This window comes from Desulfuromonas sp., assembly GCF_002868845.1.
Lineage (GTDB): Bacteria > Desulfobacterota > Desulfuromonadia > Desulfuromonadales > BM501 > BM501.
On sequence record NZ_PKUB01000048.1, the window covers coordinates 11,489 to 24,843 of the forward strand.

Annotated in this window: 10 protein-coding genes and 2 pseudogenes; 4 read left to right on the forward strand and 8 right to left on the reverse strand. The window is 65.4% G+C overall.

The genetic code is table 11. The annotated features are described in order from the left end of the window. Together C0617_RS14405 and C0617_RS14410 are read left to right on the forward strand one after the other, a co-directional pair. Positions 1–534, forward strand: a pseudogene (locus C0617_RS14405) (addiction module toxin RelE); the annotation flags it as partial. Positions 535–681: 147 nt separating this feature from the next. Next, a complete protein-coding gene (locus C0617_RS14410; protein WP_365889416.1) occupies positions 682–1,944 on the forward strand; it encodes a multiheme c-type cytochrome in 1,263 nt (420 codons plus the stop codon). 99 nt (positions 1,945–2,043) lie between these two features. Here the strand turns inward: C0617_RS14410 and C0617_RS14415 are convergent. The 3 genes and pseudogenes from C0617_RS14415 to C0617_RS14425 all read right to left on the reverse strand — a co-directional run bounded on the left by C0617_RS14415 (position 2,044) and on the right by C0617_RS14425 (position 4,692). After that, positions 2,044–4,275 (reverse strand): annotated as a pseudogene (locus tag C0617_RS14415) (amino acid permease). After that, positions 4,272–4,496, reverse strand: coding sequence for a hypothetical protein (locus C0617_RS14420; protein WP_291317740.1), 225 nt, complete (start codon positions 4,494–4,496; stop codon positions 4,272–4,274). The pseudogene C0617_RS14415 and the gene C0617_RS14420 overlap by 4 nt, the downstream one beginning before the upstream one ends. Then, complete coding sequence (locus C0617_RS14425; protein ID WP_291317741.1) at positions 4,480–4,692, reverse strand: DUF6290 family protein; 213 nt, start codon at positions 4,690–4,692, stop codon at positions 4,480–4,482. The genes C0617_RS14420 and C0617_RS14425 overlap by 17 nt, the downstream gene beginning before the upstream one ends. 199 nt (positions 4,693–4,891) lie before the next feature. Here C0617_RS14425 and C0617_RS14430 point away from each other — a divergent pair, with 199 nt between their 5' ends. After that, positions 4,892–5,119, forward strand: a complete 228-nt coding sequence (locus C0617_RS14430) for a hypothetical protein (protein ID WP_291317742.1) — start codon at positions 4,892–4,894, stop codon at positions 5,117–5,119. Between the two features lie 91 nt (positions 5,120–5,210). Here C0617_RS14430 and C0617_RS14435 read toward each other — a convergent pair whose 3' ends face one another. The 4 genes from C0617_RS14435 to upp all read right to left on the reverse strand — a co-directional run bounded on the left by C0617_RS14435 (position 5,211) and on the right by upp (position 9,749). Continuing rightward, positions 5,211–6,968 carry a DEAD/DEAH box helicase gene (locus C0617_RS14435; protein ID WP_291317743.1) on the reverse strand — a complete coding sequence of 586 codons (1,758 nt, stop codon included), beginning with the start codon at positions 6,966–6,968 and terminating at the stop codon, positions 5,211–5,213. 208 nt (positions 6,969–7,176) lie between these two features. After that, a complete protein-coding gene (locus C0617_RS14440) occupies positions 7,177–7,737 on the reverse strand; it encodes a YaeQ family protein (protein WP_291317744.1) in 561 nt (186 codons plus the stop codon). A 97-nt stretch (positions 7,738–7,834) separates the two neighbouring features. Next, positions 7,835–9,112, reverse strand: coding sequence for a uracil-xanthine permease family protein (locus C0617_RS14445; protein ID WP_291317745.1), 1,278 nt, complete (start codon positions 9,110–9,112; stop codon positions 7,835–7,837). A gap of 10 nt (positions 9,113–9,122) precedes the next feature. Further along, positions 9,123–9,749, reverse strand: coding sequence for a uracil phosphoribosyltransferase (gene upp, locus C0617_RS14450; RefSeq protein ID WP_291317746.1), 627 nt, complete (start codon positions 9,747–9,749; stop codon positions 9,123–9,125). 279 nt (positions 9,750–10,028) lie between these two features. Between upp and C0617_RS14455 the strand changes: the two genes are divergently transcribed. After that, a complete protein-coding gene (locus tag C0617_RS14455) occupies positions 10,029–12,293 on the forward strand; it encodes an inorganic phosphate transporter (RefSeq protein WP_291317747.1) in 2,265 nt (754 codons plus the stop codon). Between the two features lie 181 nt (positions 12,294–12,474). On the opposite strand, the gene C0617_RS14460 is transcribed toward C0617_RS14455, so the two are convergent. Next, a complete protein-coding gene (locus C0617_RS14460; RefSeq protein WP_291317748.1) occupies positions 12,475–13,317 on the reverse strand; it encodes a PHP domain-containing protein in 843 nt (280 codons plus the stop codon). Between the last annotated feature and the right edge of the window lie 38 nt (positions 13,318–13,355).

Consider the following 13,355-nt stretch of genomic DNA (forward strand, 5'->3'; position numbering starts at 1 on the left):
ATCCTGGTGGAGAAGGAGAGCTACCTGCTCGAGCTCTGCCGCTACATCGTCCTCAACCCCGTCGCCGCGAACATGGTCGAGGCCCCTGAGGCGTGGCCCTGGAGCAGCTTCCTGCCGACCGCCGGTCTCGCCCCGGCCCCCGATCTTCTCACCACCGATTGGCTCCTGGCCCAGTTCGCTCCCCGACCGGAGGAGGCTCGCAAGCGTTACGCCGCTTTCGTCTACGACGGCCTCGGCCGTCTTTCGCCTTGGGAAGAGCTGCGAGGGGGCGTGCTGCTGGGGGGAGAGGAATTTGTGGAGGGGTTTCAGCAGAGGCTGGCCGAGAAGGGGGGCGAGGACGAGGTTCCCCGGGGCCAGCGCCTTGCCTGCCGACCTCTGCTGGAGGATCTCTTCGGCCCCGATATGGACCGGGAGAAAAGGGCGGCCTCGGCCCTGGAGGCCCACGGTGATTGGGGGTACACCCTGAAGGAGATCGGGGCCTTTCTGGGGCTGCACTACGCGACGGTGAGCAAGATGGTGAACCGGGCGGGGTGAAAAAGTGGCAAGGCAAGACCTGACCCCGACCCCCTCGTGGAAAATTTTCTATCGACCAGTGCAAAAATATTCTTGCAAATATGACAAATGCGGTTATCTTTTTCTGTGTTGCCATTTCACATCACCAAGGAGGTAGAGATGAAAAGAATGTTTGGGTTGGTGCTCGGGCTGCTGCTTGTTGCAGGCGCGGTCTGGGCAGAGGAGGAAGGGTGCGTCACCTGCCACAGCGAAATCTCCCCCGGTCAGGTCGCCGACTGGCGGGTCAGCGCCCATGCCGAAAACGGCATTTCCTGCTCGGCCTGCCACGGCGAGGCGCACACCGGCGAGGCCGATATCGCCAAGGCGGCCTTCCCCGATGAGCGGGTCTGTCAGGAGTGCCACGAAGAGCAGTTCGACCAGTTCTCCAAGGGGAAGCACAACCATGGCTGGACCTCCATGAATGCCATGCCCATCACCCATGTCGAGCCTGAAGAGCTGATGGAGGGGGGGCGCGGCTGCGGCGGCTGCCACAACATGGGCATCAAGACCGAGGCGCAGAAGGCCGACCAGCTGGCCAAGGGGTATCGCTACCAGACCAACTCCTGCGACGAGTGCCACACCCGCCACAGCTTCTCCAAGAAAGAGGCCAAGGACCCCCGCGCCTGCCAGCAGTGCCACATGGGCTACGACCATCCCCAGTGGGAGATGTGGAGCAGCTCCAAGCACGGCAGCCGCTGGTTCGCCAGGGACTCGGGCAACCTGCCTGAAGGCGCCCCGGCGCCGGCCTGCCAGGACTGCCACATGACCGGCGGCGACCACAACAACCACACCGCCTGGGGCTTCCTCGGCGTCCGCCTGCCGCTGCCCGAAGACCCCCAGTGGCGCGACGACCAGGTCACCATCCTCAAGGCCCTCGGGGTCCTCAACCCCGAAACGGGCGAGCCGACAGAGCGCCTGGAGGCCGTCAAGGCGGTCGACCTGGCCCGGCTGACCAAGGAGGATTTCGACCGCGAGCGGGAGAAGATGATCGGCAACTGCAAGAAGTGCCACTCGGAGACCTACGCCCGCAAGCAGTTCGAGATGGGCGACAAGATGATGCAGGAGGCCGACGTCCTCATGGCCAAGGCGATCCGCATCGTCGCCGCCCTCTACAAGGACGGGATCATCGAAAAGCCGGCCGACTACGCCTTCGCCTATCCCGACTTCCTCTACTTCATGCGCACCAACGGCTCTGAGATCGACGGCATGTCCGCCATCGACCAGGAACTCTTCGAGATGTACATGAAGCACCGCATGCGCACATACCAGGGGCAGTTCCACTTCAACCCGGACTACGCCTACTGGTACGGCTGGGCCATGATGACCAAGTCCTTGGGCAAGATCGAGAAACTCGGCAAGACCATGCGCGCAACCCACAAGAAAAAAGGCTGATACGCTTGGGAAAATGCAACATACAAAGGCCGCCGGGTTACCGGCGGCCTTTGTGCGTTGGTGGGGTTGGAAAACAGGGGGGCGTCGCCTGGGGCAGGGTCAAAGGCCGAAGGTGGGGCCGCGCTCGCCGATCAGAACGAGCGGGCCCTCGGTCTGGTTGGCGATGGCCACGGGGATCTTGCCGATGCGCCGCTGGCGCCGGTCCGGGTGCTGCAGGCCGAGGATGGTCAGGTCGTACTCCCGGGCCTGGCTGCAGACCTCGGCGACCACGTCCTCTGCCTCGACCACCAGTTTCTGGCAGTCGCGGTGGACCTCGTCCCGGGCCAGCAGGGTCACCTCCCGCTCGGCGATGCGGCGGGCGCGGCTGGAGGTGCCGGGGGGGACGGTGCGCATGTAGGTGATCTCCTCGGTGCCGGAGCGGCAGAGGGTGGCCAGCAGGCGGGCCCGCAGGGTGCTCTGATCGGCGTGGCCGCCCACCGGCACCAGGATGCGCTTGACGCTGGTCAGCTGCCAGCCGTAGGGGGCCCGCAGGACCACCACGTCGCAGTCGACCTGGGCCATGATCCGTTCGATTTTCTCCGCGCTCGCCTCGGTTTCGAAGCGCCGCAGGCCGAGGAGCAGGCTGGCGCAGCGGTGTTCCCGGGCGACCCGGCTGATCTCCTCCCGCGGCCGGTCGGCCACCGTGGTCAGCACCTCGGGGGCGAAATCGCTCTCCAGCGAGGTGCTGAGGATCTCCCCCAGCACCGACTGAAAATCGGCCAGGGTCCGGCCGCTGGCCAGGGCCTCGGGGCTGACCACCGACAGCATCAGGGCCCGCCCGCCCCCCGGGGGAGCGAGGGCGTTGGCCACCGCCATCAGGCCCGGGGCGCTGCCCGGGTTGGCCACAGGCACCAGCACCAGCGGGCTGCGCCCGCGCAGGCGGGTCAGGTGGGGGTCCAGCCCTTCGGCGGCGGCGTCGACCACCCGGGCGCGGCGGGCGAAGAGGGCCCAGTAGAGCAGGCCGCCGATGGCCAGCCAGCTGCCGGTGATCAGGCCCGCCTCCGGCACCGCTACCGCCTGGAAGAGGCCGAGCAGGGCGCAGGCGATGCCGCCGATGACCGGCACCAGGGGCAGTCGGGCCAGACCCCGGCGGGGCTGGCGCTCCTTGCCGCGGCGCCGGGCCAGGATGGCGGTCCAGTGGACCAGGGCGAAGGTCACGAGAAAGATCAGGCTGGCTGCGGCGCCGGCGGCCGCAACGTCGCTGAGGAGCAACACCAGAAAGAGCATCGGCGCCCCGCTGGCCAGCACCGCCGCCACCGGGGTGCCGCGCCCTTCGTGGACAGCGCCGAACTGGTGGGGCAGGGTCCGGTCCCGGGCCATGGTCAGGGCCATGCGCGAGGCGGCGAAGAGGTTGGCGTAGAGGGCCGAGAGCATGGCCAGCACGGCGCCGCCGATGACCAGCCAGAACCCGGCGGGCCCCAGGTAGTTCTGCGCCGCCAGGGCGAGCAGGCCGTCCGGGTTGGCGCGGCTGAATTCGACGATCGATATCCCCGGCGGTGCGCCCACCGTGGCCACCACGAAGACCAGCGGCAGGTAGATCACCAGGGCCGCCCCCAGGGAGAGCAACATGGCGCGGGGGATGGTGCGCTCCGGCTGGCGGACCTCGCCGGCCACGGCGGCGATCAGGTCGAAGCCCTGCAGGGTGATGAAGGTGTAGCCCATGGCCTGCAGCACGCCGAGGCCGCCGCTGGGGAAAAAGGGGCTCAGGGCCGCCTCGACCGTATCCTCCGGGCGCCCCCCCAGCGCCCAGAGCCCGCCCAGGATCAGAATGACAAAGAGGATCATCTTGCCGAAATTGACCCACTGCCGTCCCTCGCCGCTGCGGCGGCAGAGCAGGGCGGCATAGGCCGCAATCGGCAGGTGCGCCAAGAGCAGCATCGCCCCCCGGCCGCCGAACAGGTCGGAGATGTCGGCCATCAGGGCGGGGAAGAGGCGGGTCAGGGCCAGCGAGGCGTAGGAGGCAAAACCGACGGCGTAGAGGGCCCCGGCCATGATCGAGGCGAACCATGCAATCCAGCCGATCATGAAGGCCTAGCGCACCGAGAGGACCTTTTTGGCAAAGGTGTAGGTGCCCCCCGACTCGGGGAAGGCCTTGGCCATTTCGGCGAAGCTCAGTGCGGTCAGCAGGGCGATGACGCCGTTCAGGGCGAAGGCCACGATCGCCGCCGGCCCGGCCGTGGCGAAGGCGACCCCGGCCAGGGCCAGGATGCCGCCGCCGACAATCGCTCCGATGCCGACCCCGGTCGCGCCCATCAGGCCGATGGTGCGCAGGTCTTTAGAGTTTGTCGTCATATGCTGTTTTTGGGAAAATGACCCGCCAATTTCAAAAGACAGGAGAGAGGGGCGGGTGGGGTTGCGCTTGAGTTTAAACTAAATTTTAGCGCAAGTCTCCAAGATGTCTTGCAGCCCTCGATCCGCTCGTCCAGCCAGTCGAGAAGCCGCTTCTGCACCGGGGAGTCGAGCTTGCGCAGCTGTCGCTCGGCATAGTCGCTGACCTCAACCGTCCAGGCCAAGATCTTTCCTCAGCTCTTTCAGGGACCGGCTGCCGCGGGCCTCGGCGAGGGCCTGCCGGGCCAGTTCGAGGTCTTCGTTGTCCTCGAGGTAACGGACGATCGCCTCGCGCACCACGGCACTGCGATTGCTCCCCCTGGCTTTCGCCAGCAGGTCGATCTCCTGCTCCAGCTCTTTTTCCAGACGAATCGCGAGCATGGTCACCTCCATTTGAGTTGTAAGAAAAGGTATGACGCGGTGGGGTGTATGTCAAATCGCAAAAACGATGAGGATCCGGGACGGGGTGGGGAGGTCGTCCGGTTCTGAATCCGACCTTTTCATTCCGCCCTTGAAGGGGTGCGCACGATCGACTATATTCGCTGGAAATGCGCCCATCACCCCTGCCGGAGATCAGAATATGGAAATCGACCTGAACGCGCTGAGACACCTGATAACCGACCGAATCGACGAGATCGAAGAGATCGTGGCCGGGACCGGCTACCTGCCCCGGACCGTCATCGGGGTCGGCACCTTTTTGCTCGATAACTACGGGGATACCGATCTGCTGACCGCCAAGCAGCAGGTCACTTTCGAAAAGTTTCTCAAGCCGCTGCTGGAACCATCGGGCGGCCGCGATCGACAGTGAGGCGCCCTGCCGCCGCCTGCCGCCCGTTTCTCGAAGCAAGGGCCCATCAACCGCTATGGTCGATGGGCCCTTGTCGTTTTGCGGGCGGGAACTACTTCCCCTTCTTGGGACCCCGCCGGTCGATGAACGGTTTCTTTCCGCCCGGCTTGAAGCGCCGGTCCTCCCCGCCCTTCTTGAAAGGCGTCCGTCGGTACTTGCCAGGGTTCTCGGGGGCCTTGGCGCCGCTGTCGACGCTGATCTTGATAGGCCGGCCGCAGATCCGGATCTTTTGCAGCAGGCTGAAGGCTTCGGCGGGCATGTCGTCGGGCAGGTCGACCAGGCTGAAGGTGTTGAAGAGCTTGATCGCGCCGATGTGGCTGCCGCTGAGCTTCGCCTCGTTGCTGATGGCGCCGACGATGTGCTTCGGTTCGACGCCGTGGTCGCGCCCGACCTCGATGCGGTAGCGGCGCATCCCCGCGCCGGCCGGCCCCGCGGAGCGCTCCCGCCGGGGCGGGGTGTCGCGCGCTTCGGCCCTCCTCTCCACCGGGATCTCCTCGGGTTGCAGGGGGCGCTCCTTCTGGGCCAGGTAGGCCAGGGCCGCGGCGATGCGGCGGTGGCCGGCGTCGTACTCGGTCTGGAAGCTGTCGATCATCTCCTCGAAGAACTCCAGATCCTGCGCTTCGAGGGTTTCGGCGATCTGCTCCTTGAACAGGCCGATGCGGCGGTCGGTGATGTCCTGTCGGCTCGGCAGGCGCATCGGCTTGATCGGCTGGCGGGTGGCGTGTTCGATCGCCGCGAGCATCCTTTTTTCGCGCGGGGCGACGAAGAGGATCGCCTTGCCCTCGCGGCCGGCCCTCCCGGTGCGGCCGATGCGGTGAACGTAGGCCTCGGTGTCGTAGGGGATGTCGTAGTTGACCACGTGGCTGATGCGCTTGACGTCGAGGCCCCGGGCCGCCACGTCGGTGGCGACGACGATGTCGAGGTCGCCGTTCTTGAGGCGCTCGATCGTCTTCTCCCGCATCTGCTGGGTCATGTCGCCGTTGAGGGGCGCGCAGGAGAAGCCGCGGGCCTCGAGCTTCTCGGAGAGCTCCACGGTGGCGATCTTGGTGCGGGCGAAGACGAGCATCGCCTCGATCTCCTCGGCCTCGAGGATGCGGGTCAGGGCGTCGAGCTTGTGCAGCCCCTTGACCTGCCAGAACCACTGGGAGATCGTGTCGACCGTCGAGGTCTTGCTCTTGATGCGGATCTCGACCGGGTCCTTGAGATGGCGCCGGGCGATGCGCAGCACGCCGGCCGGCATGGTCGCGGAGAAGAGGGCGGTCTGCCGCTCTTCCGGGGCGTGCTCCAGGATCTGCTCGACCTCGTCGACGAAACCCATCCGCAGCATCTCGTCCGCCTCGTCGAGGACGACGCAGCGCAGCCGATCGAGCTTCAGGGTGCCGCGGCGCAGGTGGTCCTGGATGCGGCCGGGGGTGCCGACCACGGCCTGGACGCCCCGATGCAGCTGGCGCAGCTGCTGGACCATGTTCTGGCCGCCGTAGACGGGCAGCACCTGGAATCCGGGGAGGTGGCGGGCGTAGGTCTGCATCGCCTCGGCGACCTGCAGCGCCAGCTCCCGGGTGGGGGTCAGGACCAGGATCTGGGGGGCCTTCAGGGCCGGGTCGAGGCGGCTGAGCAGGGGCAGGGAAAAGGCGGCCGTTTTGCCGGTGCCGGTCTGGGCCTGTCCGAGCAGGTCGCGGCCCTCGAACAGGGGGGGGATGCTCTTGGCCTGGATCGGCGAGGGGGTCTCGTAGCCGACGTCCTCGATCACCCTGGCAACGGCAGGGGCGAGGGCCAGCTCGGCGAAGCCGGGAAGCGTTTCTTCGGTCATGAAAAGCCTGTTCGGGATGTGCCCGGCGGGGATGGCAGGCGGAGAGCCGGGCGGAGTGCGGTGAGAAGCGACTGTTACAGGAACATTGTCCTCACTGGCGGAGGAAACCGCAACCCCTTATCTTGCATATAGAGCAAGGGCTAATGTCCGGGAGGGGAAACGCGGCGGGGGAGGAGCCGGTCTCGCGCGCCGGTCTTCCGCTTTTCGCTCAAGGCTCCAGCTCGTCCCGCGGGGGCCCGGCGAGATGTTCGAGGGTCCCTTCCAGGGTCTCCTCTCCGACGGTCAGGTAGAGGGTGCCGCCGGAGACGGTCAGGGTCCAGTCGATGGTGCGCTCCAATCCGGCGGCGAGGCGGGCGGTGAGCTCCGCGTCGGGGGCCAGGACGCAGAGGCCTGGCACGGTTTCGAGCCGTTCCAGGTGGGCCTCTTTCCAGCGCCAGAGGTTGGCGCCGCCGGCCACCAGGATCACCTGCCGGCAGTGGCGGGCGGCCTTGACCAGGCGCTCCGGGTCGGGCTGGCCGACCTCCACCCAGAGCCGCACCCGGCCGTCGGGCTCGTGGCTCCACAGGTCGGGCTCGTCCCCCGCGGAGACCCCGCGGGTGAAGGCCAGGTCCGGGCTCTGGCACAGGGCCCAGGCCAGCACCCGCAGCACCAGGCGCTCGGCGGTCTCGGAAGGGTGCCGGGCGACGCGCGCCTGCAGGCGGGTGAAGAGCTGGCGGTCGACGTCGGCGAGTTCGACGGCGACCCGGTGGATGGTCGATGGTGCGGCCATGGGCGTGGTCCTCGAGAAGGGGGGCGGATGACGAGGCGACAGGGTAGCAGATTTGTCACCGCTCGGGGGAAATTCCTGCTCGCAGGCCGGCTTATCCTCAATGCGGAGCCGGCGGGACGCCGATTTCGCCCTCTTCTTTGGGCCGGCAGGGAAGGACCAGGTTGAGGATCACCCCGGCCAGGCCCGCCAGGCCGATCCCCTTGAACGATACCGCCCCCAGGGAGAGTTCCATGCCGCCGATGCCGCACACCAGGATCAGCGCCACAACCGCCAGGTTGCGCGGTTCGAGCAGGTCCTGGCCGGCGCGCACGAGGGTGTTGAGGCCGACCACGGCGATCGCCCCGAACAGCAGCAGCATGATCCCGCCCATGACCGGCACAGGCACCGTCTGCAGCAGGGCGCCGACCTTGCCGACGAAGGCGAGCAGGATGGCGCAGAGGGCGGCCCAGGTCATGACCGCCGGGTTGAAGACCCGGGTCAGGGCGACCGCGCCGGTCACTTCCGAGTAGGTGGTGTTGGGCGGACCGCCGCAGAAGGCGGCCAGCGAGGTGGCCAGGCCGTCGCCGAGCATGGTGCGGTGGACCCCCGGCTGCCGGAGGTAGTTTTTCCCCGAGACGGAGGAGATCGCCAGGAGGTCGCCGAAATGCTCGATGGCCGGGGCGATCGCCACGGGCAGGATGTAGATGATCGCCTGGGCGTGGAACCGGGGCAGGACGAAGGCGGGGACGGCGATCCAGGGGGCGGCGGCAACGGCGGTGAAATCGACCAGGCCGAAGGCGAGGCTCAGGAGGTAGCCGACGACCAGACCGCTGAGGATCGGCAGCAGTCGCAGCATCCCCCGCCCCTTGAGGGAGACCAGGACGGTCACGGCGAGGGCGCTCAGCGACACGACCAGGGCCGTGCTTTGCGGCACCAGCTGCAGGGCGCCGTCGCCGCTGCGGCCGTTGGCCATGTGCACCGCCACCGGGGCGAGGATCAGGCCGATGACCATGATCACCGGGCCGGTCACCACCGGCGGGAAGATCCGGGCGACGACCCGGGTGCCCCGCCAGGAGACGATCAGGCTGAGGACCACGTAAAAGATTCCGGCGGCCGCCAGCCCCGACATGGTCGCGGGAATCCCCCAGGTCTGCACCCCGTAGATGATCGGGGCGATGAAGGCGAAGGAGGAGGCGAGAAAGACAGGCACCTGGCCGCGGGTCACCAGCTGGAAAAGGAGGGTTCCTGCGCCGGCGGTGAAGAGGGCCACGTTGGGGTCGAGCCCGGTCAGCAGAGGCACCAGCACCAGTGCGCCGAAGGCGACGAAGAGCATCTGCGCGCCGAGCAGGGCGTCCTTGCCGCGAAACCGGTAGTCGGTCTGGGACGGTTCCGTCATGAGGCCCCTCTTACTTGGTGCCGAAAATCTTGTCCCCGGCGTCGCCGAGCCCGGGCAGGATGTACCCCTTCTCGTTGAGCCGCTCGTCGACCGACGCCACGTAGATATCGACGTCGGGATGGGCCTCCCGGAGGCGTTCGATCCCTTCGGGGGCCGCCACCAGGAAGAGTCCCTTGATCTGCCGGCAGCCCGCCTTCTTTAGCAGGTCGATGGCGGCGACCAGGCTGCCGCCGGTGGCGAGCATCGGGTCGAGCACGAGGGCCGTGCGGTCGGCCATCCGGCGGGTCATTTTCTCGAAGTAGCAGACCGGCTCGAGCGTCTCTTCGTCGCGGTACAGGCCGATCACGCTGACCCGGGCGCTCGGGATCAGGCTGAGCACGCCGTCCATCATCCCGAGCCCGGCCCGCAGGATCGGCACCACGGTCACCTTGATCCCCTTGAGCTGCTCCACCGTCACCGGTCCGGCCCAGCCGGTAATCGAGCAGGGCTCGGTCTCGAGGTCCGCGGTCGCCTCGTAGGTCAGCAGCCGCGCCACCTCGGAGGCCAGCTCGCGGAAATCCTTGGTACTGATGTTCTTCTTGCGCATCAGGCCCAGCTTGTGCCGGACCAGGGGGTGCTTCACTTCGACGACGGCCACGGCGGCCTCCTTGTCAAACGGTTGTTTCTGTGAAAGAGAGCTCGCCAAAGTCTACCAAGGCTGGGCGGGAAGGCAAAGGGAGCGGGGGGTGCGGCCCGCCTTCAGTCGGCTATACTCTGAGGGTGCCCGGGCCGCCGCCGGGAGTAATTTGTTAGCTTTGTGTTAGGGCGCTACTTGGCGGTTGACGGGCATTGAAGGGGTAGAGTATCGTTGGGCCGCTTGGGCGAACAGAAACCTGGCTGGATCCTAACACATTAGACGGAAGGGCTATTTCGAGCTATGGGCACTGAAATCTTAATGGTCGGCGTCGGCATCCTCGTCCTCGTCGCCGTGTTCGACATCATGGTCGGGGTCAGCAACGACGCGGTGAACTTCCTCACGCCCTCGATCGGCTCGCGGGTGGCACCGAGGACGGTGATCATGCTCATCGCCAGCCTTGGCATCCTTGCCGGGGTGACCTTCTCCAGCGGCATGATGGAGGTGGCGCGCAAGGGGATCTTCCATCCGCAGTTCTTCACCATGCCGGAGCTGTTGACGATTTTCCTGGCCGTCATGCTCACCGACATCATCCTCCTCGACCAGTTCAACACCTACGGCCTGCCGACCTCGACAACGGTCTCCATCGTCTTCGAACTGCTCGGCGCAGCGGTGGCCGTCTCCCTGCTCAAGATCGTCCAGGCCGGCGACAGCCTTGTCACCGTGGTGGAGTACATCAACACCGCCAAGGCGATCACCATCATCATGGGGATCCTCTTCTCGGTGGCGATCTCGTTCTTCTTCGGCGCCCTCGTCCAGTTCCTCACCCGCCTCCTCTTCACCTTCGACTACCAGCAGCGCATCAAGCGCTACGGGGCCCTCTGGGGCGGGGTGGCCCTCTCCTCGATCACCTACTTCATCCTCGTCAAGGGGGCCAAGGGGGCTTCCTTCATGAGCAAGGCCGATGTCGCCTGGATCAAGGCGAACTGGCTGCTGCTCATCGGAGTGATCTTCGTCGTCTCGGCCATCCTCCTGGCGATCCTGCAGGCGCTGAAGTTCAACATACTCAAGCCGATCGTTCTGGTCGGGACCTTCGCCCTGGCGATGGCCTTCGCCGCCAACGACCTGGTCAACTTCATCGGGGTGCCGATGGCCGGTGTCCACGCCTACACCTCGGCGATGGCGACCGCAGACCCGCTCACCGTGACCATGGGAGCTTTAGCCGAGAAGGTTCCGGCCCAGACGACTTATCTGCTGATTGCCGGCGGCATCATGGTGTTGACCATGTGGCTGTCGCGCAAGGCACGCACGGTCACGGCGACCTCGATCAACCTTAGCCAGCAGGAAGAGGGCAACGAGCGTTTCGAGTCGATTTTCCTCTCGCGCGCCATCGTGCGCCTGGTGCTCAATACCCTCGATATGGTCAAGGGCGTCTTCCCCCAGTCGCTACGGACCGTGGTCAGGGACCGCCTCGATCCGGCCAACGCCCCCAAGGTCGAGATGGTCGAGGGGCGCCCCTCCTTCGACTTGCTGCGCGCCTCGGTCAACCTGATGGTCGCCAGCGCCGTGGTCTCCTACGCGACGGCCAACAAGCTTCCCCTTTCGACGACCTACGTCACCTTCATGGTCGCCATGGGGACCTCCTTCGCCGACAAGGCATGGGGCCGGGAAAGCGCGGTCTACCGCGTCACCGGCGTGTTGACCGTCGTCGGCGGCTGGTTCATGACCGCCATTATCGCCTTCACCTTCGCCGGCCTCTTTGCGACGGTCATTTTCTACGCCAAAGGGTTCGGAGTGCTTCTGCTGGCGGTGTTTGCGGTCTACCTGATCTGGAACACCCACCGCAAGCACCGTGTCATGGAAGAGGAGGCGCAGAAAGGCGAGGTCTTCAACCTCGAGAAGGTCAAGGACCCGCACGAGTGCGTCGAGACCACCTTCAAGCACATGAGCTTCCTGCTCAAGGAAATCCACCAGTCCCTCGACAAGACCCTCGACGGGCTCTTCAAGCAGAACTTCGACCAGATCGGGGTGGAGCGCAAGAAGCTGATCAAGTCGCAGCAGTGGTCGAACATCATCAGCGCCAACGTCTTCAAGGCGATGCGCCTGCTCGAACAGCAGGGGGTGGCCGTCTCCCACAAGTATCCGCAGACCATCCGGCGCCTGCAGAAACTCTCCGACGGGCACCGCGACATCGTGCTGCGTGCCTACACCCACATCGGCAATCACCACAAGGGGCTGTTGCCGGAGCAGGTCGAGGAGCTCGAGCAGGTGCGCAGGAAGCTCGGCGTGATCCTCGGCGAGGTCGAGAGCACCTTCGATCGCATGCAGACCAGCAACGTCGAGCGGCTGCGCGAGCTCGACGCGGACCTGCGGGCCTACGCCAACGAGCTCAACGACCGCCAGGTGCCGCGCATCAAGGACATTACCTCCAAGACCCGCCTGAGCATCCTCTACTACGCCATCGTCGGCAACGCGATGATGCTCTCCAAGCAGAACCTGGAGCTGGTGGAGATCTTCGACGAGTCGTTCGGAGCCCTCTCGGATAAGGGGGGGGCGGGGGGGCGCTAGGCGGCGGCCGTCCGAAGAAGATCATTGGGAAAAGTCGAGGGGGCTTCGCACAAGCGGAGCCCCCTCTGTCTTTGGGTTCGGGGAGAGCTTGGCGACCCGGCGAATTGCCGGAGGTCACGGGGTGAGAGGGAACACGCAGGGGAGGGGACCGGAAGAGCCTTGACGCGATGGCTCGGGGGGCTCATTTCATCATTTTAACGAGCCATTTCGGCGGCGGGACTTTTACGCCCCTCTTGTAAAGGCGCCTTGCCATTTCATAAAAATTATGGTGAATCAGGGAGAGGCGGGGCAAAAATCCAAAGAGCCTGTGCCGGGGCTTGAACGTTCCATCCGGCCGGAGGTCCCATCCCTTCGTGAATAGTTTGTATTCACCGCCGGCCAGGGAGGAAAGTATGGCCTTTTCGGAGAGAGCTGTTCCCTCCCGACGCATCTCAATGGCAGGGAACCTGTCTTTTTCGCGGAAGCCGTGGGTGTCTCGGCTGGCGAGAAATCGGCCTTTGAAATCGGCTCTTTTTGCCTGTGCGACGATGCCACGGTTCGGAGCGTACCTGATGTCGTGACGCAGGTTCCAGGCTTCTATGAAATCGAAGCCTTGGAGCGTTTCATTTCCGAAATCTCCAATAACTCTTGAGGGGTGGTGCAGAATGGAAAAACCTCCCTGTTTTCGGACCGCCTCAAGAAAGGGTTGGATGGCCATTCCGGTCTTGGGGAGGTCGAAAAAGGTCTCTATCCCGACCACGCCTATGTGGATCTCGCGGTCATCGATTCGGAAAGAGTACTCCATCCCGGGGATAAACGTAATTTTGTCGTTTCCGCGGCATTGCGCCAAATAACGCTGAAACTTTTGCTCACAGAATCCGGCGTCATGCTCTGTTAAAACGACAAAACTCAGGCCGTGGCTTCTGGCCCAGTCAGCGATTTCATCAAGGGTTTTTTCTCCGTCATATGAAAAAACGGAATGGGAATGGTAGATGCCTCGGGTCGATTCCCTTTGGCGGGAGGTATGGTCTGTGGTTTTAGACATGCATTCGGTATGAGGATGTCCTGATTGATAGCCGTGTC